The sequence below is a fragment of the Vibrio sp. HB236076 genome, assembly GCF_040957575.1.
Classification (GTDB): domain Bacteria; phylum Pseudomonadota; class Gammaproteobacteria; order Enterobacterales; family Vibrionaceae; genus Vibrio.
The window spans coordinates 189884-215939 of the sequence record NZ_CP162602.1; the positions used below are offsets into that span (position 1 = coordinate 189884).

A 26056-nucleotide genomic window follows, 5' to 3' on the forward strand; every position below is an offset into this window, starting at 1 on the left:
GCTCACAACTTAATTAAAATATCCCATTGCGAGTTAAAGTGAGGGGTATTATTAGCCTAGTCTATAATTAACTTATTAACTGCTCGGACATGCCATGACTCACCATTCACTCAACCACACCCTATCTGCTCGCTTAAACTGGTATCACTGGTTAGTCATCGCACTCTCATTACTTTTGACGCTATTTGCCTGGAATATCGCCAAGCAGCAAGCAAAAGAGAAAAACCAAGCGCAATTTGATTACCAGGCGCAACAGATAGTCAGCCTAATCGAAGAAAGAATGGAAAAGTATGAAGAGGCTTTGTGGGCAGGGGTCGCAGCGATACACATGCAAAACGGCCCGGTAGAATTAGAAACTTGGCAAACCTTTACCGATGCCTTTCAAATTGGTGAACGATTTCCCGGTATCAATGGCATGGGCGTGATCCATCACGTACCGAATACAAAACGCGACGCTTATCTGCGTTGGCGTCAAGCGCAATCGCCTCATTTTACGATTCACCCGACTCACTCTCACCGGGATTACTGGCCAATTTCTTTTATCCAACCTAGTACTGAAAATCACAAAGCGCTCGGACTCGATATGGCCCATGAGACAAACCGCTTTACCGCAGCCCAAAAGGCGCAACATTCCGGTCTGCCTCAAATCACCGGGCCGATTGTATTAGTGCAAGACTCGTTGAAAACACCGGGGTTTTTATTTTTTGTCCCTTGGTATGAAAACACTCATCCCGCGCCGCCTTATTACGGCGATGACAAGGGTTTTATGGGATTGGTCTATGCTCCCTTCGTCGTTGCTAGGTTGATGAACGGCACCTTGGAGAACAAAAACCGCCAGGTACACATTAGTATCTTTGATGGTGATGAGCAATTGTACAGCGAGATGGACTTTACCGCGGACAATGTCGATAAAGACCCGTTATTTAGTCAGCAAATTATGGTCAATATGTACGGTCGAGAATGGCAATTAACCATTCAGTCATCTAAGTTGTTCAAACGGCAAAATGTACAGTCCCAGCCAGATTATATTTTGTACGGTGGTTTGACGATTGATGCCTTGTTATTGATTATTTTTTACGTCTTAGTCAGAACCAATAAACGCGCTATGCGCTATGCCGAAGAGATGACTGAAAGTTTGCAGCACCGGCAAAGTATGCTCGAAAAAGCACAGCAAAAACTGCAACTTAGAAATCTAGAACTCGAAGAGGCCAACCGAGACCTCGACCAATTTGCCTTTGCCGTTTCACACGATCTCAAAGCGCCTTTGATCCATATTGCCGAGCTCAGTCAATGGCTAGAACGAGACGTCACACAAACCAACAGCGTACAAAATTTGGACTACGTTCACCTCATCAATTCAAAAGTAAAAGCTTTAGAAGGCTTGCTCAATGGGCTATTTCGCTATTCAAGGGTTCATTACGATGAAGGTGATATCCAAGCGTATCACATTGATCAACAACTCGATGTGATGCTTGAACAACTGCCCCTCTCCAATCAGTTCAAAGTAGAAAAAGATCTGCAAGTCACTTGCTTTGATACCTTAATCTCACCACTTAATCTGGTGCTTAAGTGCTTACTGGACAACGCCATACAACACCATGACAAACCCTACGGCCAGATAAAAATTACCGTTTCTCAACACAAAGAACAATTTCTGTTTACGATCGAAGATGATGGTCCTGGGGTACCCGTCGAGCATCAAGCGAGAGTCTTTGACTTATTTTATAAAGCGCAACAACCCACAAAAGACCACTCTGCGGGCATGGGGCTCGCCATAGTGAAAAAGATCTTAGATCGCTATTCTTGCCAATATGGTTTTGATTGTCATGATGGCCGAGGCAGCCGTTTTTCTTTTACTTGGCCCAACAGTAATGAGATGAAAAAGTGGCGAGAGATTGGCTATAATCATCGAAAATTGCAGTCAAATTAAACAATAGTATGTTTAATTGAATCAATATTCGCTATGGTAGTTAAAGTATAAAAAGGAGTAATTCGCTTAATCACTCAAACAGGGAACCGTTATGAAACTGTTGCTCATTGACAATGACTCAACGTTAAAAAGCACCATTTTGCAAAAGTTTGTTGCCGAGGAGATCGATTTAGTATGCTTGTCCTCGTACCAAGTGATCAACCGACACCTCAACCCTGTCCATCATCAATACGATGTCATTTTATTGGGCAGCCAAGGTTGCCATAGCAATAACGTTGAGCTACTGCGCAACCTACAGTCCGACCGCATTGCGGCCCCTATCGTCGTGATAGCACATGACCTTGAACCCGATGATGTCCTTGAGCTGATTGAGGCCGGCGCACAAGATGTTCTCGATTTAACGCAGTTGAATTTAACCCAACTCAAGCGCAACATACTGCAATACAAGCAGCACTATCAACTCGAGGAAATGGTGGCGCAAAGCCATCGACACTTAAAGTTTTTAGCCGAAAACGACAACCTGACTGGGCTGAGAAATCGATTTTATTTTCAACAGTCTCTTCGCGATGCCATCGAATTGGCACAACGCAATAACAAACACCTTGCCGTGATCTTTTTAGATTTGGATTTTTTTAAAACCATCAACGACACACTCGGTCATCCGATTGGCGATCAATTTCTCTGCGCTGTGGCTCAGCGACTCAATCAACCCATTCGTGCGGGAGATAAATTATGCCGTTTAGGGGGCGATGAATTTGCCATCCTTGCACACAACCTCAACAAGATTGAACAAGTTTATCTATTAGTGAATCGGCTATTTGGCTGCTTGAAAGAGCCTGTTCTCCTCAACGATACACTCCTCGACATTCGAGCCAGTTTTGGGGTTGCGACCTTTCCAGACTGCGCTAGAGAAGCGAACGAATTAATGAAATGCGCCGACATTGCCATGTATCGAGCCAAGTCATTAGGGCGCAATCAGATTCAGTATTACTCGAAAGAATTTCACCAAAAAATGACGGATAGGCTTAAGCTTGAAAGTGACTTAAAGCTTGCGGTACAACGTGGCGAGCTTTGTTTACACTATCAGCCACAACTCGATGCCCAGTCGCATTTATTATTGGGCTTTGAAGCGCTAGTCCGTTGGCAACACCCTAAAATGGGGCTGATTCCCCCAGACCAATTTATCTCGGTCGCTGAAGAAATAAACATGATTAATGAAATAGGTCACTGGGTGATTGAAGAAGCATGTTGTCAGTGGCAACGTTGGTCGACTCAATTTGAGCTTAGTCGCAGATTGACGATTGCCATCAATATTTCGGCTAAACAGTTGTCTGACCCAACGCTAATTGAACATTTGAAATCGTGCTTGAGACGTTATGACATTCCTAACGAAGCCTTGGAAATCGAACTGACCGAAAGCTGTATTGATCAAAGTCCAGAAGCTTTGGCGACCCTTAATAATATTGCACAATTGGGCATTACCTTGGCCATTGATGATTTTGGTACCGGCTACTCTTCTTTTACGCGCTTAAAGCAAACCCAAATAAAAGTGATTAAAATCGATAAAAGTTTTGTCCAAGATACACAAACGGAGCGAGATCAACGCATGTTAAAAGCCATTTGTGAGTTTTCCAAGGCATTGGATTATACCATAGTGGCAGAGGGGGTAGAAACACAGGCTCAGCAACAAAGCTGTTCCTTACTTGGCGTGGATCGCATGCAAGGCTTTTACTTTTCGCGTCCAGTGGTGGCCAAAGACATTGAATTAATTTGGTTGAGTTAAACCCAACCAAATTTTTGCCCAATACAGTTTACGATTTGACTTTGACCACAAAGCGCTCTGCACTGACTTTCTCTAATAACGCAGTAAGCGATGCTTGTATTGCAGCCGTGGAAAACTCAACCACTTTTACCTGCGGCGAGCGTATCTCCGCTTTGGCGATATCCGCTAATAACGTCTGCGACATCAACCCTAAATGCTGTTGGGCACAGAGACTTTTCGTCAACCAGGCCCCCGTGACCGAAACCACACCTATGGTGGGCGACTTTTCAATTAACAAATTGGAATCAATGCTTTCAAAACCACTTAAGCAGGCAATGCGGCCAGCAAATCGCAAGTGCTTTAGATCCCAATTTAACGAATCACCGCCCATGGTGTTCAAAATACAATCAAATTGAGCCTCGCCCATTTGCCGCTCGACTTGCTTGGTGAAGTCTTTTTCATCTGGGTCAAAAACATAGTTTGCTCCCAAAGACAGCAGGCGGTCATGATGAGATTTAGGCGCTAGAGCACACACTTCGACGCCTTTTTTCTTGGCATACTGTATTGCAAAGTGGCCGACATCGCCACCAGCACAGTGTATCGCTAGCACTTCATCGGACGAAGACAAGTTTAACTTCGACAAAGCGATGAGAGTCGACATACCTGCACTTGGCAACACCGCCGCCACTTCACTGGCAACATTATCAGGAATGATGGTCACGGCGTGGCTTGGGATCACCGCGTATTGTTTTAATAAACCTTGGCAAGCCAGGCAGGAATTAAATAACACGCGCGTCCCTGGCAAAGGAAACACCCCCTTGTTAGCTTTGACCACTGTACCGACGGCATCAACCCCTAAGATATGTGGAAACTGCCAAGCGTTGAAACCATCTCGGGCCAATTTGGCGTCTAGGTCATTGAGGGCAACATAATCAATCTCAATCAATAGCTCATTTGAGGTAATCTCTGGAATTGGCATTGAAACCTGTTGCAAATCAAATTCAGGCCCACTTTGCAGTAGCTGTATCGCTTGCATTGTTTCATTGTCAAACATGATAAAATCTCCTTTAAATGAGCGATTAACACACGACAGTCACAGTAGTTTGGAAACCTCTGCCTTATCGTTAAATCTATACTATTCCCATTGGGCTGAGAAAAAAACCGTCGATAGATAAACACTCAGGTGCAATTTATGCACGAATCATTGAACTATCAATAGCCATGACCATCCTATTGCCAGTCTCAGTGTCTTCACAGCGCTGACCTTCCGCATGGTAAGTCATCGATATTACAATGTCATCACAAGCCTTTAAACGGCAAAGTAAGACCAAAAGACCTGCGCAATCACAACGCAGAAAGTACACAAATTTACTAACAGATCATTCACATAGCCTTGTATGTTTTTACGCTCATTTGTTTTAAAATTAACCTTATAAAAAATGAGCCCCCTCTTTGCAGCAGAAGTGAGTACTTATGGATACTACCAGTCGGTTAATCATGCTTTTAGAAGTTGTTGAACAAGGTTCTTTTGCCAATGCCGCCGAGCTTCGTAACCTTGACCGCTCGGTTATCTCTAAGCAGATCAGTAAATTAGAGGAAGAGCTAGGGGTTCGTTTATTAAACCGAACTACACGCTCATTTTCTCTTACCGCTTCGGGTGCAGAAATGGTAAAAAAGGCCGCCGAGCTGAGAACCCTGCTTAGCGAAACCATACAGGTTGCGGAAAACTATCACCAAGAGCCCAAGGGGCTACTTAGGATAACCGCCGCCAACTACATTGGTAAGCACTACTTGATGCCCGTGATTAATGATTTTCAAAAGCGCTTTCCTGAAGTCAATGTGGAGTTGAGGCTAGATGACAAAGTTGTCGACATGGTCTCTGAAGGGTTTGACTTAGCTTTTCGTATTGGTGAGCCTAAAGACTCGTCTCTGATCGCCCGAAAGCTGGCACGCAATCGCAATGTCATCATTGCGACACCGGAATTTGTCGATATTTACGGCGAACCGAAAAGCATTAAAGAGTTAGCAGAACTGCCCGCGGCCACTTACAGCAACTCGCATTTAAGAATTGAAACCATTCACTACTTTGACAGTAAAGGAAAGCCACAAGAGCAGGTCATCAAACCGGTGTTTCAGTCCAATGACGGTGAGGCTATCTTATCAAAAGTTCGTTCACACACCGCCTACTTTAACGCGCCGAGTTTTTTGTTTGCCGATACCATAGACACGCAAGGGTTAGTGCCATTGCTCACCGATGTTCACTTACCAGAACTAAACCCTATGTATGCGGTCTACCCTCATCGTGATTTACCGGTTCGTACCCGATTGTTTTTAGACGCAGCGAAACATTATATCGGCGAAGACAAACCTAGGTGGGAAAAAAACTTTCCGCAGCTCGACAAGCTCTATCAAGCGCCAAAAGAGTCATAAAATCATATAGTCATGAAAAATAGTGATTTCGCAATCGACGGATATGAGGCATGAGATCATGAGCGCACATGCCCACCATGCCATGTTCTAGAGCCTCACTATCCGCGGCGCAGCTGTGCAGTAACACGCCGCGCCATGCCGCGTCAAACAAGGTCTCACCCTGACCTAGCAACGCGGCAATCACCCCAGTCAACACATCCCCCATGCCCCCTGTGGCCATACCTGGATTACCAGCTTGACAAAAATAGGACCGCTGGCCGTCATAAATAAGAGTGCCTGGGCCTTTGAGTACCACAACACCACAATAGATTTCCTGTAGGCGGCGAGTGGCCTTAACTCGGTCTTTCTCGACCTCTGCAACAGTGCAATTAAGCAACCTTGCGGCTTCCCCTGAATGTGGGGTGATGATCCGCTGTGCATCCTTTTGTGGGTACCTGGCAAGCCAATACAAACCGTCAGCATCCACGACCTTGGGCTTGTTAACCGCCGCGCATTTTAGATAAAGCTGTTCCCCCCACTCGGTTCGGCCTAACCCTGGCCCACAAGCCAGTACGTCAGCCCAAGAGAAACGTTGGGTAACCAGTATCTGCTCATCTGAGCTCACCATGCGCTCTGGGTAGGCGTGAGCTAATTCACCGCGACTTTCTTTGTGGGTATGAACGCAAACCAACCCAGCCCCAGTGCGAAGCGCCGCGCGTGAAGTCAGATCAATCGCGCCACTCATCGCAACAAGGCCGCCGACACACAAGAGCTTACCATTGCGGCCTTTGTGTATGTCTAGCGCGGGCGCCTTAAACACTAAGTCTTCTTGGGCTATCAAATAACTGGATGTGTTCAGTACCTTATCGACATCGTGACCAAGATTTAAATCACAACATATTATTTGGCCACAAAATGTCTTTGCCTGACCGGTAAACAACCCAACTTTTCGACCAAGAAAAGTGAGCGTGTGTGTCGCGGCGATAGCGTGTTGATAAATTCGGCCACTGTCAGCGCAAACGCCCGAGGGAATATCGAGCGATAATACCGGGGGCGTGGCTTCATTGATTTTTTCTATCAACGGTCCCACGTCACCAGCAATGTCTCGATTGAGACCAATCCCAAATAATGCGTCAACGATGAGCTCAAACTGATTCAAATCCGAGACTTCACACTCAGTTAAACCCGTATAGTGGGATTGAGATGAGACGTTTAACCATTGTTGATAGGCCCAATAAGCCGGTTGAGCCTGCTGACAAGGTGGCCGGGAGTAACAAAGGGTCACCTTATGTCCGGCCTTGACCAACCAACGCGCCAGTACATAACCGTCTCCGCCATTATTGCCCTGGCCACACAGTACCAAGACATTGAGGGGATGATTGCCATATTGACGTTCGATAAAATCAAAGGCCGCTCGGCCCGCTCTTTCCATTAAATCTGACAGCGTACCTTGTTTATTCGATACCCATAAATTTTCTAAATCAATAATTTGCTTTGTATTGAATAAAGGTTCCATAAGTCACGACTTTATCGGTAATGGTTTGACAAGCACCGCCATCACTGCACGCAAAATGCGCTTATCCGGCCAGTACGAGTAAGATTATTGCTTCGTTGCAATGGCTTCGGAGGTGGCGTCTTGTATGGACAAAAAAAGCGCATTGACTTGGCCATTAGGATTGCGCATTGGGTTTAAAGTGATGTTTTGATACATAAACTGCGCTTGTTGAGTCACAGGGCGTACGTTGCGGCAACGAAACAAATAAGGCCGCTGCCGCCAAGTGATAAAACTGCGACACCCCAAGTCCAATACCGGCTTACACTTTAAAACAAACCACTCTTTAGGGATCTCGGGAAACAGATCAAACAATGACATACCCAGTACATCTTGGGACTGCTTGCCACTGTGGTGCGTCATAAACCCGTTCCACAGTTGCACCTTAAAGTCTTTGTCTAACACTATGAGTCCCATATCGACATTTTGTACCATGTCGACCATCCAATGAAACTGTTCAAACTCCGCAGGTAAAGAGAGCATTAGAAATCCTCCAACAAGTAAGCGAGTTTTTGATCGAGTAATGGTAATGAGTCATCGACAAACATAAACAGCAGATCGCAACGCACACTGGTGCCCTCAATGTTATAACTCACTTCAAAGGTCATGGTTTTATTAAAGTTACCTGCCGTTGACTCGATGACCGACTCAATCGAAATATGTTGACCTAACAACACTGGCTGACTTTGAAAAAAGCGGACTCCGGCTTGCTCGCCTAAACCATTCAAAAAAGCGCCGACTAAAATGTTCGAAATATCCATTAAGAGTTCAAGCTCTTCAAGCTCTTCGCTATCGACCGGAACCTTCATCATACTTTTCAGATCAGCAATACTCGAATCACTGAGTAACACTAACGCTTCGCCGGCAATGCCTTCACCGCTAAACCCTTGGCAAACCCCAGACACATTATGGCTTTCTGCTAAATCGCGCAGCGCCATATGCAGTTCACTGACTTCGAAAATATTGACATTGGGCAAAGGCAGTTCAACGAACACATCAAAGTGCCTTGCCAAGGCATCTGCAGCCCGCCCGATGGCAACATTGGAGACTTCCATATAAACATCACGTCGTCGCAATGCGGGCATAACTTGAGGCTGGCGGATCGGTGTGGTGGTCGTTGGGGGTTGCAACCCAATCAGTGAACTCAAGTCCCGTAGCGTTTGTTTGAGCGCCTCTTTGCCAATGGGCTTTTGAATAAACGCCTTCGCTCCCAAAGCAAGTACTCGCTCTTTCGCTTTAGGCTGAATATCACCCGATACAACCACGACAGGCGTCTGATACCCACGCTGCTGCATCGCTTCTAAGGTTTCGAAACCATCGAGCTCTGGCATGGTCAAGTCGAGAAACATCAAACCAAAACTTTGGTTAGCTAAGCACTCTAAAGCGTTGTTGCCGTTAACCGCAAAAGCAATATCACCATTCAATGCATCGGGTAAAGAGCGAGCGATCTGTTTTCTGGCAAGTGAAGAGTCATCACATATCAATACTGAAACGGTCATTCCATTACCTACTTTGTGTTTTTATCCTTTCAGTCTATCAGAAAGCCTTTTCATTTCGTGAAGACAGTGCGGATTTATTGTGAGGTTGTTCACTGTGTGGCGCGTTTATGGCTCGTCAATTTCATCAAAAAACTTATTGAGGGTATAGCGTTAACAGTAAAACTTTGAGCACCGCAGCCAATACAATGGCGCTGATAGCAAGGCGATAAAAACGATACTCACCGACTGACATGTCAATGCGCTTATAAAACATCGTCAATACTCCGCGCCAGTCTGAAGTACGTCGAATGTATTGCGCCAATGCACTTAGCAATAACAACACCCCAATCACCAGTAAGCTTTTTTCTATGATAAATAAAGTTAAAAACATAACGCTCCTTGTTTTAAAAGTGACAGACTTGCACTACTCACGCATGATTCACAAACGGAGTTGAACGTTCGTGTTGTTGGTCTTACCTCAGTCAGCACTAGGCTGAAACAACTCACCGCTGTCCACGTTTAAGTAAATTTTGTCTGCTTGATTTAATCCACCGCAATAAACAAAGTAAATGGGTTGCTGTGCAAAGGTCACCGAGCGCACCCAGCCACCCAGTTGATGAAAGTCTTCAGGGACACACTTTTTCTCCTGTAACAACGTTTCAGTTTGAGTGCGAAAAATGTCTTGATATAACAAAAAGTCATCGGAATTTTGCACATAACCGTCCAATATTTCATTGCGCTCTTTTTGATCAATCACGGGTTTTTGCTCGGACAACCCTTCTTGCTTTATCCACTCGGCTTGAGCCGTTTCCCCTTCTTTTAACACCACATAGTCACTGATCCTTAGATAACCATTTTTGCGCTCTCGTACGCGAATCTCATCACCTTTATAGAGTGTTTTCACTTTGTAGCCCTGTAAATTAGGCTGGTTTACGACACTGATTTGACGCTCATTGACAAATAAATCATTCACCGGTTCGCTTGTCTCAATCACTTTTGGGGCGGTTTGGGTTTCCGCGCCAGTTTCATCTGTAGGCTCAGTTTGCTCTTCGTCGACCATCACTTGATCGTTATTTTGAAAGTAAAAGTGATAAGCCGCCGCCCCGCCACCTGCGAGCAAGAGTAAAACCACAATAAGGATGACTATTTTTTTCATATTGCACTCATACCGGTAGGAGAAAAGAGTAAAGTAAAATCGTGATCACTGTAATTATCAATGCACTTGACGTGAGAAAAGCGAGCCTTACAGTAACGAGCTAAGCCGCGTTTATTGTAAGCATTCAGGATTGTTGTGCTGTTTATTTTTTCTGAGTCGAGTAAGTTTAAACCGACTTGATAACGAGCGGTACTGGCCATTTTCTCGATCATATTGATCACATAATCTGTCTGCCGAGAGCGATAATTCAACGAGCCACTGGCAATCACAATATCGGCCTTTGGCAACCGGCCGAGACTGAAATCCCCTTGGATAAATTGACAATCGGTTGCAAAATCTCGCCGCTTTGCTTGAGTAATAAACGAAGATGAAACATCGATGCCCATATAGTGTTGCAAACAGACCTTGGTCTCAGTCTCTAGATAAAACAAGAAATCGCCAAAGCCACAGCCAAGGTCAAGCACGCTTTGCTCGCTAAAATCGATGTGTTCTGCAAAGACAGCAAATCGTTGCCACTGGCTTTGTTGATCAATCCAGCCCAATGATTTGGCCGAACAACCAAACTGGCGAAGCCTTTTACGATGGTAATGATTGATTGCGCTTCGATCGCAGTACTGTTGCCACCATTTCATATCTTTATCGTCCTAAGCAGGAAAAAGCACGGCCGTACTCGTACGCCATAGTGCCTGACTACAATGAACGTGTGGATAGGGTGGCTTTTTTATCATAATACTGATGGTAAAATTCTAACATCGCCTTATAAAAAATCTGTTCATTGATCGGTTTGACTAATACCTGATTCGCGCCAGCAGTAAAGAAAGCCTCTTTGGTGCTTTCTTGGGTATCTGCCGTACACGCGAAGATGGGCGTTTCAACCTGCATTTCATCTCGAATGAACTCCGTGGTCTCAATTCCCCCGATAATGGGCAATTGGTTGTCCATTAAAATCAGATCAAACACATTTTCTTCAACCGATTTAATCGCTTCCCGGCCGTCTTTAACCCAGGTTACCTCCACGTTGTACTTACTGCAAAACGCTTGTAAAACAAACGCATTCGTATGATTGTCTTCCACCAACAAAATACGCACTTTGTCTTTAAACAATTGACCTGCGGGTATCGATGCTAAATCTCGGTAGCTTCTCAATTCCCGTTGTTCTCGCTCAATGGGTAAATCGACATAAAACGTCGTCCCCGACCCTTTGGCACTCGAGACATCAATATGCCCTTGCAGCAAGTCAACCAAGCTTTTTACAATCGTCAAGCCCAAGCCGCTGCCGCCAAACTCCCTAGTTGTACTTGAATCGGCTTGTACAAATGGCTCAAAAATACTGGCCAACTTTTCTTGCTGAATACCAATACCCGTGTCGTGAACCCAGATCTTTAATCGCGTCTGATACTGCGACTGGCTTATTTTAAACCGAATCGAAATCGAACCTTCAGAGGTAAATTTCGTGGCATTACTCACCAGGTTAAACAAGATTTGGTTTAGCCTCACCTGATCACTGTAAATGTGTTCATCTTCGCCAACTTCATTATCAATGATGAGATCCACGCCTTTTTCGCGGCAAGGAGGCCGGTAAATATGATCTAAAGTATTGACGATATCAGCAAAGCGAAACACGCGTTTTTCCAAGGTAAATTGACTGTGCTCAAGCTTTGAGAAATCGAGAATATCATTCATAACAGCCAACAAGTGTTCACCACTGTTAATCAATACTTGAATTTGATTTTTGTGGCCCGGATGCTCAATCTCGCGTTTTAATAATTGAGAGACGCCTAAGATACCATTGAGGGGGGTGCGAATTTCATGACTCATTTTAGCGAGGAAATCGGCTCGCGCCTTAGCCGACTCTTCCGCTTCACTGCGCGCTAAATTACTTTGCTCTTCCGCTTCGATTAAGGTGGTAATATCTTGGCCTTGAACGATAACCCCTGTGATGCCGTCCTCAACACTGATAGGAGACAAGTTCCACCGAAACACTTTATCGCCGATCGGAACGTTAATTCCCGTCAGAGGGGAGCCTTGTGCAGTCATTTTGATGTACGTGAGTAGCTTGGCTTGAAATTGCTGAAAATTGGGGTGAGCGGGCTTGTGTTCTGGCTCGCCAAATTCTGGCCACAACTCTTTTTTCGCTGCGGGATTCATTTGAATTAAAATCCCGGTCTCAGACCACACCATTGTGGGTGATAAGGCAAAATTAAATAAGTCGCGAAAGGACTTTCTTTGCGAGTCTAACTGCTCAAACGTATTTTGCAGTGTATAACCAATATCGGCAAACTCTGTGATGCTTGACCCTTCAAATGCAATATACTCTGTTTGATTTCTCGCCGATTGAGTGTATTTCATCAAACTGTCTAGAGCGGTATTCACCTGCTGCTGAATCCATTTACGCATCAACATCGCCATTAAAATCATCAACATGATTGAAAAACAAATGCCTAAATAGTGTTGGCGCTGAAGGTTGGCAACATTGGTATTATTTTGCACAGAAACAAGGACCAACTCACTACTGTTGTCATCAATATACACTTGGGTACGGGTCACCAATACGTTGCTAAACACATCATCGACCGATTCTTGATGAAGAACATCGTCATAGCCCTCGCTGCCATCAAATGAGTCGGCGACCAGTTTATTGCCCGCCAGTAGCATGATGTCTTGACTGTTACTGCCTTCCTGAAGTTGGTCGATCAAGGTAAAATTATTATCTAACACCACAGCAATATACGATTGCCCTAACACCTCACCGGTTTGATTTTCGATGAGGGGAACACGCCTCACTAACATGTGTTTTTGACCGAGTAAGGTCTGCATCGACAAATAATACCACCGGCCGTTATAAGGCACTTTTGACGCTATTTTTTGCTGAAGTATATCGTCAATGCCGTAAAAATGCGCACTGCCATCATCCCAACGCACCGTGCCGTTGACGGTAAAAAAGCGAAACTCTGGAGTATGGGTGGGCTCACTTTGATCTAGGCTGCTAAAAAAATAGGACAAGTTTTCGGTATCACTCGTCATCAAATAACGGATCAGCGCTTCGTTTTTCGCATTACTATCATGGTGTATCTGAATGGCGGCGATGTGGTAATTGAACAAATTTTGCAACAGCGATGAGGTCTGTTGTTTTGTTCGAGTAATTTCTTGAGTGATGATCTGTTGACTAAAATAATAGCTTTGTACAAAAATACCCAACGACAAAACGCCGAGCACCAAAATGATAATTCTGGTAATTAGGGTGGCTAACGACCGCTTACGGCTGTACATGAGCATCCCCTTTTACATTGCATCTGAATAACGAAACGCCCTTTTTTTGAGCATTTGAATTCGCTGTGGTGAATCGTTTTTGGTCACCACTTCAAAATCACCTGAAAACACCGTCGGTACCGATTCGCCTTGTATATCCCATTTAATCGCTTCAGCCATCGCAATGCCCGTATCGTCATTCATTCGCATCACTGTCACATCGAGATTACCACTTTCAATTGCGTCCAGTTCGGCAGAGCCACCGCCCCAACCGTTTAACACAATATCTTCTCGATTCATTGCCTTAAGTGCATCAGCCGCGCCAAGTGCCACATCGGTTGAACACGCATAGATAAAGCGTATATCTGGGTACTTCGTCAAACTGGATTTTGCTGCCTCATAACCGGACTCAGCAGTCGTTCGCGTGTAGTAAGAAGATTGCAACGAAAAAAGATCACTTGGCATTGCTTGAATAAAGGTATCGCCCCGTGCATCGCTCACATACCCTTCAGAAAAGTACAACACCGAATAATTGGCTCCTTGTGGAAAGGTTTTTTGATAAAATTTTGCCAATTCCAAACTGCCTTGCATATGATCAAATCCGACGTACATCATCGGCTGATGATGAGCCCATGCTTTTACCGGTGTCGTAATGTTTTGTAAAATAAGCTTGGTGTTCGACGCATTTAATACGTGTTCAATAAACTTCCTGTGACGCGTGGTATCCAAAGTAAAAATCAGGTAATCCGCTTGGTTTCTCAGCGCTTCCATCAAGGATTTACTCTGTTGTTTCACATCTTCGTTAGGGCGAGTAAACATTTGGTTTATTTCATAGGGAATATTGAGTTCCGCCATTCTTTTTTCCAGCGCAGCAATATTGCGCACCCAATAATCCGACACTTGCTGACCTGGAAAAACCACCGATATCGTCACTGGTTTTTTTGGTATTTGTGCTTCACTCAATGGAATCGCAGGCTCCCTGACTGTCTCAGCCATGCGATTAGTCAGCTGTAATTGTAACGGATTGTCATCGAGAAACTCTTGATAACTCCAGTAACCAACCAAAGCGCTTGTTGCCACAGAATCGCCACTAAATGTGATCGCACTCAAAACCAAACCGGCCATAGCGATAAAGGCACAAGAACGAGACTTCAACAAAATGAAACTCTTATGAGGAAATGCCATGTTTAGGTCCTTTAATGAAATGAACATGGTAGAGTATAGAGCCTAACCAAAACTCTACCCATAAATTGCGACAAAAACTGCACAATGCTCTGGGGCAGTTCACATTTATTGGTTGAACCGCTCTATTTCAAGCCAAATTTCACACGCTTGACCGGGGTCAGTTCTGTCTTGGCAATCAACCTTGCTTGCGCCGACACTAACGCTTCTTTTTGAGTTTTGTGTAACGATTTAATATAGCATTCGGCTTTTAAAGCGGTCGACTTATCGAGCCCTGACTGATACCAAACCAAATGCAAAGGGCCTTTGCCTTTTAACGCTTTGGCGCCTTTGCCTTCGCAATGCTGAAGAAAACGTCGCTCAACATCGTTTGTCACCCCACAGTAAAGGGCATTAAAACGATTTCGAATCAGATAAATAGACCAATCAAGCATAGGGTAACTGAGGCATTATTGCGCTAACAAGCGCTCAATTTGCTGCTCTAACTCGCTCACTTTTCGCTCTAACTCGCCAAGCCTTTGCTCCATATCCGTTGCCGACGGGGTTTCGGACGCGGTAGCGATAGTACAAACATCATCATTACCAGTCTCGTCACCGAACAAATGTTGATAGCGTTGCTCTCTTTTGCCTGGTTCTTTTGGCAGTTGTACCACCCAGTGGTTGTCTATCATAGTGGTCAATGTAGCTTCCACTTGGCTGACGTCCTCGAAATGACACAAGCGCTGAGCTCGCGTTCTGATTTCCCCCGCGGTTTGCGCGCCTCTTAGCAAAAGCAAGCATACAATCGCTTTTTGCTGCTCAGACAACTGCAAATCGCTGAACTCCGTATTACAGAAGCGGTGAGCGTATTTGCTGACTCGGCGTTTTAGTTGCTCATCTTCACTGATTAAGCGCTTGCCAATAAGCTGATTAACCGTGTCGAGCACTTGAGAATCACTGAGCGACATAACCGGGTCTCGACTGCTTTTTTGATTGCAAGCCGTGGTTAGGGCATTTAATGTGAGCGGGTAGGTTTCTGGTGTTGTCACTTCTTTTTCCAGCAGGCAACCCATTACTCTTTGTTCTGTCGGGGTCAAAGTCAACGTCATCACTGGTCCTTCTTAATGATAATAATTTAACGATATCAGCCGCATTTTCCCTGATTCATCGAGGGTGTAAGCACGGGTCTTCGGGTGGTGCAAATGTTCATAAGCCAACTGAATTTGTTGCTCGACATACGCGTGACCTAAACGTCGAACATGGTTCGCAAAGTCCTCTTTTGTTTTTTCCTCATCCACGCGGGCGACTCGCCAAGCCCTATTTTGCAATAACTCTTTCATCAAGATGATTTATAAGTGAAAACGAAACGAGTTAGCATCATAGCCCCAAGTGAGAAATAAACACAACAGCTTCACTCTCATACGTTTAAATCCTAGACATTTTTATGCGAAGATTGATCTAAACGTTGTTATTTCTCAGTGTGTTGTGCTTTAATCTTTTACAGGAATGATCAAGTTTTTAGGAAGATAATCATGAGTAGTGTATTTGAAATTGTTGCGCAAGCACGACGTAAAAACAAACTAAAACGTGAACTCATCGACAATGAGAAAAAAGTTCGCGATAACCGTAAACGTGTCGACCTTCTCGACAATCTCATGGATTACATCATGCCTGAGATGACCCATGATGAGATTGTCGCTATCATAAAAAATATGAAAGCTGACTACGAAGATCGCGTAGACGATCACATTATTAAGAGCGCCGAAATCTCCAAAGAGCGCCGCGAGCTTAGCCGTCGTATTCGTGAATTAACAGAAGCCGACAAACTCAAAAGCTTGAGTGCTAAAAAATAATTGCCTCGTTTACTGAGCCGCAAATAAAACCACACACTCTCCCAAACCCAGCCGAGCTGGGTTTTTTGTTATTGCCCCGTTAGAACCCTATTTACTGTCAACAAACTCAGGTAAACTGTGCAGCCTTTTCCGATGCGACCAAGAGAGAGTTATGGCTACATCTTCTTATCGACAACTCGCCAAACGCTTATTCACCATGACCTTACCTATGGTTTTTGGGGTCTTATCCCTCATGAGCTTTCAATTGGTCGACAGTGCCTTTATTGGTCAACTGGGCGTTTTACCATTGGCAGCCCAAGGCTTCACCTTGCCTTTACAAATGGTGATCATAGGTATTCAGGTTGGTTTGGGGATCGCAACCACCGCGGTGATCTCTCTGGCTTTAGGCCAAAATAAACCCCGTTATGCCAAACAACTCGGAGGGCTCGTTATCCTGGTCGGCAGTATTGGCGTTGCCATCATTTCCTTGATGATTTGGTTGTGTCGGGATGCCTTACTCTACCTACTCAGTGCACCGCAAAGTGTCTATCCGGTCATCGATAGCTATTGGCCCATTTGGTTAATGAGCGCTTGGGTTGGCGCTGTATTGTATTTTCTCTACAGTTTATGCCGTGCCAATGGCAATACCGTATTGCCAGGCTCGATGATGGTGGTGACCAGTTTACTCAACATGGCACTTGACCCGATATTTATTTTTACTTTTGATTTGGGCATCAATGGCGCCGCTTACGCCACGATTGTCGCCTTCTCTTTGGGCATTGTCTTTGTCGCCCCAAAGGTGTCTAAGCGTCAGTGGATCAGCAAAGATTGGAGTGATTTGAGTATTATCAGCAGTTTGCGTGCGCTCGGCAATATTATGGGGCCTGCCATGTTTAGCCAGCTGATCCCACCTCTCTCCTCGATTCTCGCAACCAAGTTAGTGGCCAGTTTTGGCACGGCCGCCGTCGCTGCTTGGGCAGTTGGCTCTCGCTATGAATTTTTTGCCATTGTGATCGTCTTGGCCTTAACCATGTCTATGCCACCTATGATTGGTCGTTTGAAAGGAGAAGGGAAAATCGCAGACATCCAACGCCTGATGACGCTGGCTTTTGGTTTTATTTTGCTTTTTCAAACGCTGGTCGCTCTGATTACCAAGGTATTTGCCACCCCTTTGGCTCAATTACTCAGCGCCGATCCCAAGGTCAATGACATCGTCATGATTCATTTAACCTGGGTTCCTATCAGTTTGGGGGCTTTGGGTATATGTATGCTGGTCGTATCGAGCTGTAACGCACTCAGTCACCCCTACACCGCACTGTTTACCTCAGCGTTGAGGTTATTTGCTTGCTTTCTGCCTTGTTTGTGGCTGGGCGCGCACATTGCGCAGCTGCAAGGGCTGTTTATCGGCGCTTTCGTTGGCAACATACTCGCCGGGTTAGTAGCGTGGTGGTTGTTTAGGCGTGTTATGGCCAAAATTTCCTCCGCTCACCCTGCCTGACCCGAATAAACACGGGGCTCATCAGCCCTGTGTTTTCGTATTGTGTCGCTGATATCCCCGCCCTCAAATTGGGCGAGGGCTTGCGACGAGATAGCCAAGATATCCGCTTGGATGGTTCAGAATTCGATATCCATGTCTGTATCTGCTGGGAATATCACTCCTGTTTGGCGACGAACTTCCGTGATCACTTTGGCCACAGTCAAAGAGCGCTGGGTTGCATTGCTGTCCATTTTGCCTTGCGCAACTTGCTTGGCGAAAGCTTGCGCTTCGTAAAACATATGATTGTCAACTTGTTGAACCGTCAAGTCTTCAACTTTGCCATCAAGGGTCTTTTTTTCTACCCCTAGACCGACAGAAATCATTGGGATCAGTAAGCTGCCATTTTCACCTTGAATCTCGCTAGGAAGAAAAGATTGGCTAATCTTAGAGTGAAGCACCGTGACGATAAATCCGTCATAAGACAGAATGACACTGCCCGCCCCATCAACCCCTGACGCCAACAGCTGAGCACTGGCTTGCACTGACTTGGGTTCGCCAAACAGCTCAACCGCGCTAGCAATGCAATAAAAGCCGATATCCATAATCGAGCCATTGCTAAATTGTGGATTGAATGTATTGGGGTTGTCGCCATCGAGGTATTTTTGATAGCGAGATGAGTACTGACAGTAGCTGATCAAGGCATTGCGCACTGGACTTATGGACTCTAGGTGTTGCTTTACCACCTGAAAGTTTGGGGTATAAGCCGCCGTAAAAGCTTCAAATAAAACGACTTTATTTTGCTCAGCAACCTGAAACATCTTTTGAGCCAATTGATAATGGGAGGCAATCGGCTTTTCACAAATAACATGCTTACCTGCCGCCATCATTTGTATCGCTTGCTCGGCATGTAACACGTTGGGACTGGCGATGTACACCGCGTCAATTTGTGCATCAGACGCCAGTTGTTCTAAATCATCATAGTAACGAGCGGCATTAAAAGGAGAGCCAAAGCGTTTCGCTTGTTCTAACTGACGAGAGTAAACGGCAAAAAGTTGGTATTGCTCGGTGGCTAAAGCTGCTTCAACAAACTGTTTTGTGATCCAATTTGTGCCAATAATGGCGAGTTTAATCATAAAATTCCTACCTAATTCCCCATCTTTTCACTATTGGGGGTAATTGCTAACGACGTATTTCGTCATTAGAGTCTAAAGCAAAACAGAATATCCCTTGCTTGCCAAATTTTTCCTTATTCTCAATCATTTTTGTGCCACAGCCTTAATTTTTTCTGCTTGTTTTGTGCAAAGAAATGTAACTGTACAGAATTCACTCTGGGTACAGCGGTCTAAATACGTTACAATATTAAACTTATTGACGTGGAGATTGTATGCAACGACTGATATTGTCTATTTTCGGCCTAGTAATGGGCATCCTAGCCTTAGCGTTTGGTTTGCTATTGTTTATCCCATTGGCGTTGCTTGCCTTGGTGACGGGCAAAAAACGCAATGTTAAATTCGCTTCGTTTTCACAACACGCTCACCGAAATACCCGAGAGCCAGAATCGCATCGCGTGATTGACGGTGAGTTTGAAAAGGTCGATACCAAAAAAGGTTCATAATGTTCTTCTCTCGCCTTAAGGCTAGTTTTTTCCTATTGTTAGCAGGCAGTACACTCGTGGCCTGCTCACCGGCTTCTGGCGACGACTATCCGCTAAGCTATCAGCCCAACGAAGCACTCCCTGAGTGGAATATCACGCCTTTTTCGCAATACGTCAACAACACACAGCGTTGGTTGAAAACCTCGCGTGCATTTTTGACTGATGATCAAGACAACGAAGTGATACTCAACAGCCCTTTTGAACTAAAACCTAGCCCAGACAAGGATAACGGCAATGGCGTGCTGTTGGTACATGGCTTGGGCGATTCGCCCTACTCATTTCACGATATTGCTCAGCGTTTAGTAACCCAGGGCTATACGGTGCGTGCACTGCTGTTACCAGGTCATGGTACTCGACCGGCAGATTTAATGTTACCCAACCCCGGCGATTGGCAAACCATGGTCAACTTTCACGTTGAACAATTTGCCCAGCAAGTGAAGCAACTTTGGCTTGGTGGCTATTCAACAGGCGCAAACTTAGTGACAAAAGCGGCTTTCCAACACCCAGATGTTGCTGGCCTCTTATTGTTCTCTCCTGCCTTTCACTCGAGTTCTTCCCTGATTCAGTATGCGGGCTTAGCACAATACGTGATGCCTTGGGCAGACAAAGACCCGGAAAATAATCCATTGCGTTATAACTCGCTGCCGACTCATGGCGCGTATTTGTACTACCGAACGTCGGTGAATGTGGTACGTCAATTAGAGCGGCACGATTACGACAAGCCGACGTTAATGGTTTTGGCCGAGCAAGACAGTATTCTCGACACCGCGGAAATTGCTGATATGTTTAAACAACATTTCACCCACCCAAGAAGCGTACTGCTATGGCAAGGGGAACACTTGCCCAAAGATTATCGGGCTTACTTATTACCCATGCCGATCAGTGAGAAAAAAATATCAACCGGTTCACACATGGGCGTGATGTTTTCACCGCAAAACCCCTATTACGGCACCAATGGTTCGATAAAAGTCTGTAACAATGGACAAACCGAATCACAAACCCATGCTTGTAAAAAAGGCCAACCGGTTTGGTACAGTGCTTGGGGTTATAAAGAAGGCAATAAAAACCACGCCCGCTTAACTTATAATCCTTATTTCGACACCATGATGACCAAATTGCACGGTGTGATGTCACAATCAAACTAACGGTGTGGCGCCCTGGTTTCAAAGATGATCAATACGTAGTCGAAGGTCTAGTGAGTCAAACGTACTGTTAATGGTGTTGAGGTAACTCGGTCTTGTTTGACCTGCATAATGCAGTGCTCATTAATCAGTCGCCACTTGCCTTGACTGCATAATGGTTCTGAGGAAAACACAACATTTTGCCCATCTTGCTGCCAAAAAACCGTCGGAGCATGACCGTCGGAGCTGTATCTGACGATCCAAATTTGCTCGCCATCAGACAAGCACATCGATGCCTTAAAAGGGCTCGAGATCTGCTTGTCTTCAATCATCTTCAAAATGGTTTCAAGCGTTTTTTCGATGGCTAGAACTGGGTCGTTTTGTAAACCATTTTGCAACATCAGTAAGAAGATCAATTCGCTGTCTGTCGTGCCCGTTCGATACTGATACCATTTTTCAGACAAGTGGCGTTCCAGCGAATAGCGCAGACGTTCATAATCGCCGATTTGGCCATTGTGAATAAACATCCATTGATTAACCACAAATGGATGACAGTTAGCGCGAGAAACTTGGGTCCCGGTCGAGGCACGAACATGCGCCATAAAACGGTGTGATGACAAGTGATGGGCTAATGAGCGCAAATTATCATCACTCCATGCCGGCATCACTTCGTGAAACACACCGGGCGTTGAGCGATTAGAGTACCACCCGATACCAAAACCATCGGCATTGACACGTGTCGCCCCTTTACGAGCAGACAGGCTTTGCTGTATGAGTGAGAATTCAGGTTGATAAATCAGAGTTTCTAAATAAATCGGCTCGCCTTGATACGCTAACCAACGACACATAAAGCCCCTCCTTGGACCATCCGTCTTTTCAATTGTTGACGACTTTAACCATTGCTTCGGTCTACGCCATACTCAGATTGAACATAGCTCATCGCCAGAAATAACAGCCATAGAATAGCAATCTCACTCCAGCGCGAGTCACCTAACTGGTTAATCAAATGAGTATGAGACACCGCGATAGGATATCTGGCGAAAACGTTTTTCATTCAATTCTTTATACCCCGCCTTAGCAAAAAATAACAGCAAATCCTGCGCCTCAAAGCAAAACGCCCCTTAATTACAATACTAATGTTTACATCACTAAACCAGAACCAAGAGCCGACAACTTTTTTATTCCTTAATATACAATAAATTAGCTCAACAGAGGGGCAGAAAGCCGGTAGGACAACTTGAAAGGCAGGCAAATAATGTTTAGAGTTCTATACATATGGCGTAGAAAATCTATCGATTAAATCAAATTATCAAGGATATCTAATCATGGAAACCATGTTGGAAGTACGAAACCTTTATAAGGTTTTTGGCTCCTCACCGGACGAGGCTTTTCCCTTACTGGAAAAAGGGCTCGACAAAGATGACATTTTTGCCAAGACCGGCTTGACCGTTGGTGTCAAAGACGTCTCTCTGTCCATTAATGAGGGAGAAATTTTTGTCATCATGGGGCTGTCTGGTTCCGGTAAGTCCACCTTAGTACGCCTGCTCAATCGCTTAATTGAGCCCACTCAAGGTGAAGTCTTATTTAAGGGACGTAATATTGCCAAAATCAGTGAGACTGAACTCCGTTCAGTAAGACGTCAGCATATTTCAATGGTCTTTCAAAACTTCGCTTTAATGCCACATATGACGGTGACTGAAAACGCCGCTTTTGGCCTTGAATTAAGTGGGGTAGAAAAGTCACAACGCGAGGATGCCGCGCTGTCTGCTCTTGATCGCGTTGGTCTAGAAGCACAGGGGGACTCTTACCCCGACGAACTCTCTGGCGGGATGAAGCAGCGCGTCGGTCTGGCACGGGCTTTGGCTAACGACCCCGATATTTTGTTAATGGATGAAGCTTTTTCCGCACTTGACCCTTTAATTAGAACCGAAATGCAAGACGAACTTATTCGCCTGCAAAATGACGATCAAAGAACGATCGTCTTCATCTCTCACGACCTAGATGAAGCAATGCGCATTGGCGATCGCATCGCCATTATGCAAGACGGTGTGGTGGTACAAGTCGGAACTCCAGATGAAATTCTTCACTCTCCAGCCAATGATTACGTTCGATCCTTCTTCAGAGGCGTCAACTTAGCAAGCGTCTTCAGTGCCAAAGACATTGCGCGCAAACAACCCGCGGCCGTATTTAAAAAGCACGACAACGACGGCCCTTCTGCGGCGATGCAGTTATTGCTCGATAACGATCGTGAATTTGGCATTGTGGTTGAAAAAGACCACCGCTTCTCCGGCATTGTCTCCATCGAAAGTCTGACCGCAGCGAAAAAAGAACAACGTCCTTTGGCCTCAGCACTTCTTAATGAGATCACGACCATCACCCCTGATACACCGGTGAGCGATCTTATCAGCCAAGTGGCCGAAGTGCCTTACGCGGTTCCCGTTGTCGATAATGACGGGCACTACCACGGTGTGATCACCAAATCTCGCCTTCTTCAAACGCTAGATAGGGATTAATTATGGCTACCGAAACCGCAGATTCAGCGACCACAACAACCGATGCATGGTCAAGCACCGCCAGCAGCACATCCAACGATGCTTGGTCATCCAGTGCCAGCGCCGCCGATACTGCCGCGCAGACGTCTTGGTTGCAAAACTCGACGCCAGAGCCAACGCACTTCGATTGGCTACACCCCTTTAAAGACGCCATTTTGCCCTTCGATCACTGGGTCGAAAGTGCTTTAAACTGGTTAGTCGACCACGGACGCCCCATTTTTCAAACTATTCGTGTACCGATTGATTTGATTCTGAGCTCTTTTCAGACCGCATTAGTGTCGACACCAGCGCCTTTCATGTTGCTATTGCTATTTTTGATTGTATGGCAACTCTCAGGGCCTAAATTGGGCATTTCTTCGTTGATATCACTGGTGGTCATCGGTCTTATTGGCGCTTGGTCTGAAGCCATGATAACCCTGGCCTTAGTGCTGACTTCGGTCTTTTTCTGTTTATTAATAGGGATACCAATGGGCATTTGGCTCGCTCGAAGCGACAATGCCGCCCGCTTTATTCGGCCGATATTGGATGCGATGCAAACCACTCCAGCGTTCGTGTATCTCGTGCCGATCGTCATGCTCTTTGGTATCGGTAACGTCCCGGGGGTTGTCGTGACCATCATTTTTGCCCTGCCTCCCATTGTCCGTTTGACGATTTTAGGGATCCAACAAGTCCCTTCAGAATTAATCGAAGCCGGTCATGCCTTTGGAGCCAGCCCAAAACAAATGCTTTATCGCATTCAATTGCCATTAGCGATGCCGACGATCATGGCCGGTGTTAACCAAACCCTGATGTTGTCACTGTCTATGGTCGTCATCGCCTCTATGATCGCAGTCGGTGGCCTTGGCCAGATGGTATTGCGTGGTATTGGTCGTCTCGACATGGGGATGGCCGCTGTGGGTGGCTTGGGTATTGTTATTCTGGCCATTCTACTCGATCGAGTGACACAAGTTCTCGGCAAAGAAAAGCGCAACAAACAACTAGCTTGGTATCACACCGGCCCCATTTCGATTTTCTTTAAGCGCAACAAACCTCAACCTCAAACGTTTCAAAGCAAAGGAGAGATATAATGACTGTTTCATGGAAGACCACACTCCTCACCTCAGGGGTTCTACTCGCCAGTACTTCAACCAGCGCAGATGAACTCCCAGGCGCGGGCATTACCGTACAGCCTCTGCAATCAACCGTGGCAGAAGAAACTTTTCAGACATTAATCGTCAACAAAGCGATGGAAGCACTCGGTTACAACGTCGAATCGACGAAAGAAGTTGATTATAACGTCGCTTATACGTCGATCGCCGAAGGGGATGCGACCTATTTAGCCGTTAACTGGGCGCCGTTGCACAATGACAAATACCAAACAGCCGGTGGCGACGATAAGTTTTACCGCAAAGGTGAATACATCAGTGGTGCGGCACAAGGGTATCTCATTGATAAGGCCACAGCCGAACAATACAAGATCACCAACATCAAACAGCTACAAGATCCCAAAATCGCCAAATTGTTTGATGCCGATGGCGATGGCAAAGCGGACTTGACCGGTTGTAATCCTGGTTGGGGATGTGAAGCAGTGGTTGAACACCAAATCAAAGCATACGGTTTAAGTGACACCGTTGAGATCAACCAAGGCAATTACGCCGCCCTTATGGCCGATACCATTGCTCGCTACAAGAAAGGTGAACCCGTGTTGTACTACACCTGGACGCCTTATTGGGTGAGTGGGGTCTTAGTACCAGGTAAAGATGTGAGCTGGATTGAAGTGCCTTATTCCTCTTTACCAGGCGATCGCAAAGATGTGGATACCACCTTACCTAATGGTAAGAACTATGGCTTCCAAATGAACTCGATGAAGATAGTCGCCAACAAAGACTTTGCTGAGAAAAACCCAGCGGCTGCTAAGCTATTTGCCATCATGAAACTTAACATTAATGATGTCAGCGCGGAAAACATGATGATGAGCCAAGGCTCAAACTCACCGCAAGATATTGAGGCACATGCCAATGGTTGGATTAAAGCCCACCAAAAGACCTTTGATGGATGGATAGCAGAAGCCAAAGCCGCAGTGAAATAATCCGGTATTACCATAAAAAATAAGCCGGTACTAAAAGAAACAGATAGCCCAAACGACCGATGTTGGGCTATCTAACCTAACCCTACAGAGCAACTTTACCGCCCCCATCACTGGGCTAGATAGATAAGGTGAAACATTTGGAAAAGCATGAAGAAGTTTTAGTGTCTATTAGGCAAATTATACGCGCGATTGATCTGCACTCGAAAAAAATCAGTAAAGATTATGGCTTGACCAGTCCGCAGCTTTTATTGCTCAGAACCATTGAAGCCGATCACACGGTTACCATTCGGGAATTGTCGCGCCAAACCAATATGAGCCAAGCGACGGCAACCAGTATTTTGGACCGTTTAGAGCACCGCGGCTTGATCAAGCGCCTGCGTGATACTCAAGATAAACGCAAAGTCCACGCCCACCTCACTGACGCGGGTAAAGCCATTCTCAAGAATGCACCAGCACTGATGCAAAACAGTTTTATCGAACAGTTTCAATCGCTAGAAGAGTGGGAACAGCACCTGATCCTCTCGTCTGTACAACGCTTATCGACCATGATGAATGCCCCGGAAGTCAGTCAGCACACCGACTTTTTACTCGCTCATTTTCGTGCCTCAGCGGCAGGTTAAGCAGAGGAACCTGAGAAACCATCACGCTCGCGAGT

25 protein-coding genes are annotated in these 26056 nt (G+C 45.5%); 11 read left to right on the top strand and 14 right to left on the bottom strand.

Features of this window, described 5'->3' with window-relative positions; all coding sequences use genetic code 11:
- Positions 1-94: 94 nt before the first annotated feature.
- A complete protein-coding gene (locus AB0763_RS14115) occupies positions 95-1930 on the top strand; it encodes a CHASE domain-containing protein (protein ID WP_306099829.1) in 1836 nt (611 codons plus the stop codon).
- A 91-nt stretch (positions 1931-2021) separates the two neighbouring features.
- On the top strand, positions 2022-3713 hold the full coding sequence (locus AB0763_RS14120) for an EAL domain-containing protein (RefSeq protein WP_306099830.1): 1692 nt from the start codon (positions 2022-2024) through the stop codon (positions 3711-3713).
- A gap of 28 nt (positions 3714-3741) precedes the next feature.
- On the opposite strand, the gene AB0763_RS14125 is transcribed toward AB0763_RS14120, so the two are convergent.
- Positions 3742-4746, bottom strand: coding sequence for a zinc-binding dehydrogenase (locus tag AB0763_RS14125; RefSeq protein ID WP_306099831.1), 1005 nt, complete (start codon positions 4744-4746; stop codon positions 3742-3744).
- Between the two features lie 419 nt (positions 4747-5165).
- Between AB0763_RS14125 and AB0763_RS14130 the strand changes: the two genes are divergently transcribed.
- The gene (locus AB0763_RS14130; RefSeq protein WP_306099832.1) at positions 5166-6122 is read left to right on the top strand and encodes a LysR family transcriptional regulator; all 957 of its coding nucleotides are present in this window, start codon (positions 5166-5168) and stop codon (positions 6120-6122) included.
- Between the two features lie 10 nt (positions 6123-6132).
- On the opposite strand, the gene AB0763_RS14135 is transcribed toward AB0763_RS14130, so the two are convergent.
- From AB0763_RS14135 to AB0763_RS14180, 10 genes are all read right to left on the bottom strand, one after another.
- The gene (locus AB0763_RS14135) at positions 6133-7617 is read right to left on the bottom strand and encodes an NAD(P)H-hydrate dehydratase (RefSeq protein WP_306099833.1); all 1485 of its coding nucleotides are present in this window, start codon (positions 7615-7617) and stop codon (positions 6133-6135) included.
- Between the two features lie 84 nt (positions 7618-7701).
- Positions 7702-8136: a PAS domain-containing protein gene (locus AB0763_RS14140; RefSeq protein ID WP_306099834.1), complete on the bottom strand. Its 435-nt coding sequence runs from the start codon at positions 8134-8136 to the stop codon at positions 7702-7704.
- Positions 8136-9152 (bottom strand): response regulator, encoded by a 1017-nt coding sequence (locus AB0763_RS14145; RefSeq protein ID WP_306099835.1) that lies wholly within the window; start codon positions 9150-9152, stop codon positions 8136-8138. The genes AB0763_RS14140 and AB0763_RS14145 overlap by 1 nt, the downstream gene beginning before the upstream one ends.
- A gap of 133 nt (positions 9153-9285) precedes the next feature.
- The gene (locus tag AB0763_RS14150) at positions 9286-9522 is read right to left on the bottom strand and encodes a hypothetical protein (protein WP_306099836.1); all 237 of its coding nucleotides are present in this window, start codon (positions 9520-9522) and stop codon (positions 9286-9288) included.
- A gap of 87 nt (positions 9523-9609) precedes the next feature.
- The gene (locus AB0763_RS14155; protein ID WP_306099837.1) at positions 9610-10287 is read right to left on the bottom strand and encodes a hypothetical protein; all 678 of its coding nucleotides are present in this window, start codon (positions 10285-10287) and stop codon (positions 9610-9612) included.
- Positions 10284-10919, bottom strand: a complete 636-nt coding sequence (locus tag AB0763_RS14160) for a class I SAM-dependent methyltransferase (RefSeq protein WP_306099838.1) — start codon at positions 10917-10919, stop codon at positions 10284-10286. The genes AB0763_RS14155 and AB0763_RS14160 overlap by 4 nt, the downstream gene beginning before the upstream one ends.
- A gap of 58 nt (positions 10920-10977) precedes the next feature.
- Positions 10978-13557, bottom strand: coding sequence for a LuxQ periplasmic sensor domain-containing protein (locus AB0763_RS14165; protein ID WP_306099839.1), 2580 nt, complete (start codon positions 13555-13557; stop codon positions 10978-10980).
- Between the two features lie 12 nt (positions 13558-13569).
- Positions 13570-14661 carry an autoinducer 2-binding periplasmic protein LuxP gene (locus AB0763_RS14170; protein ID WP_306099921.1) on the bottom strand — a complete coding sequence of 364 codons (1092 nt, stop codon included), beginning with the start codon at positions 14659-14661 and terminating at the stop codon, positions 13570-13572.
- Between the two features lie 182 nt (positions 14662-14843).
- Entirely contained in the window at positions 14844-15152 is a 309-nt protein-coding gene (locus AB0763_RS14175; protein ID WP_306099840.1) for a GIY-YIG nuclease family protein, read from the bottom strand.
- A 15-nt stretch (positions 15153-15167) separates the two neighbouring features.
- Positions 15168-15806, bottom strand: coding sequence for a YceH family protein (locus tag AB0763_RS14180; protein WP_306099841.1), 639 nt, complete (start codon positions 15804-15806; stop codon positions 15168-15170).
- Between the two features lie 423 nt (positions 15807-16229).
- Between AB0763_RS14180 and AB0763_RS14185 the strand changes: the two genes are divergently transcribed.
- The gene (locus AB0763_RS14185; protein WP_306099842.1) at positions 16230-16550 is read left to right on the top strand and encodes a DUF496 family protein; all 321 of its coding nucleotides are present in this window, start codon (positions 16230-16232) and stop codon (positions 16548-16550) included.
- Positions 16551-16701: 151 nt separating this feature from the next.
- Positions 16702-18027: an MATE family efflux transporter gene (locus tag AB0763_RS14190; protein ID WP_306099843.1), complete on the top strand. Its 1326-nt coding sequence runs from the start codon at positions 16702-16704 to the stop codon at positions 18025-18027.
- Positions 18028-18143: 116 nt separating this feature from the next.
- Here the strand turns inward: AB0763_RS14190 and AB0763_RS14195 are convergent, their stop codons facing one another.
- Positions 18144-19139 carry a Gfo/Idh/MocA family protein gene (locus AB0763_RS14195; RefSeq protein WP_306099844.1) on the bottom strand — a complete coding sequence of 332 codons (996 nt, stop codon included), beginning with the start codon at positions 19137-19139 and terminating at the stop codon, positions 18144-18146.
- Positions 19140-19390: 251 nt separating this feature from the next.
- Between AB0763_RS14195 and AB0763_RS14200 the strand changes: the two genes are divergently transcribed.
- Together AB0763_RS14200 and AB0763_RS14205 are read left to right on the top strand one after the other, a co-directional pair.
- The gene (locus tag AB0763_RS14200) at positions 19391-19621 is read left to right on the top strand and encodes a hypothetical protein (RefSeq protein WP_306099845.1); all 231 of its coding nucleotides are present in this window, start codon (positions 19391-19393) and stop codon (positions 19619-19621) included.
- 56 nt (positions 19622-19677) lie between these two features.
- Positions 19678-20805, top strand: a complete 1128-nt coding sequence (locus AB0763_RS14205) for a carboxylesterase (RefSeq protein WP_306099846.1) — start codon at positions 19678-19680, stop codon at positions 20803-20805.
- A gap of 47 nt (positions 20806-20852) precedes the next feature.
- On the opposite strand, the gene AB0763_RS14210 is transcribed toward AB0763_RS14205, so the two are convergent.
- Both AB0763_RS14210 and AB0763_RS14215 read right to left on the bottom strand, forming a co-directional pair.
- Positions 20853-21629, bottom strand: coding sequence for a class II glutamine amidotransferase (locus tag AB0763_RS14210; RefSeq protein ID WP_306099847.1), 777 nt, complete (start codon positions 21627-21629; stop codon positions 20853-20855).
- A 44-nt stretch (positions 21630-21673) separates the two neighbouring features.
- Positions 21674-21835, bottom strand: a complete 162-nt coding sequence (locus AB0763_RS14215) for a hypothetical protein (protein ID WP_306099848.1) — start codon at positions 21833-21835, stop codon at positions 21674-21676.
- A gap of 271 nt (positions 21836-22106) precedes the next feature.
- On the opposite strand from AB0763_RS14215, the gene proV reads away from it, so the two are divergent.
- The 4 genes from proV (at position 22107) to AB0763_RS14235 (ending at position 26021) form a co-directional block, all read left to right on the top strand.
- Entirely contained in the window at positions 22107-23294 is a 1188-nt protein-coding gene (proV, locus tag AB0763_RS14220) for a glycine betaine/L-proline ABC transporter ATP-binding protein ProV (protein WP_306099849.1), read from the top strand.
- A gap of 2 nt (positions 23295-23296) precedes the next feature.
- Positions 23297-24400 (top strand): glycine betaine/L-proline ABC transporter permease ProW, encoded by a 1104-nt coding sequence (gene proW, locus AB0763_RS14225; RefSeq protein WP_306099850.1) that lies wholly within the window; start codon positions 23297-23299, stop codon positions 24398-24400.
- Entirely contained in the window at positions 24400-25401 is a 1002-nt protein-coding gene (proX, locus tag AB0763_RS14230) for a glycine betaine/L-proline ABC transporter substrate-binding protein ProX (protein WP_306099851.1), read from the top strand. Before proW ends, proX begins: the two co-directional genes overlap by 1 nt.
- A 137-nt stretch (positions 25402-25538) precedes the next feature.
- Positions 25539-26021 (top strand): MarR family winged helix-turn-helix transcriptional regulator, encoded by a 483-nt coding sequence (locus tag AB0763_RS14235; RefSeq protein WP_306099852.1) that lies wholly within the window; start codon positions 25539-25541, stop codon positions 26019-26021.
- Positions 26022-26056 lie beyond the last annotated feature (35 nt).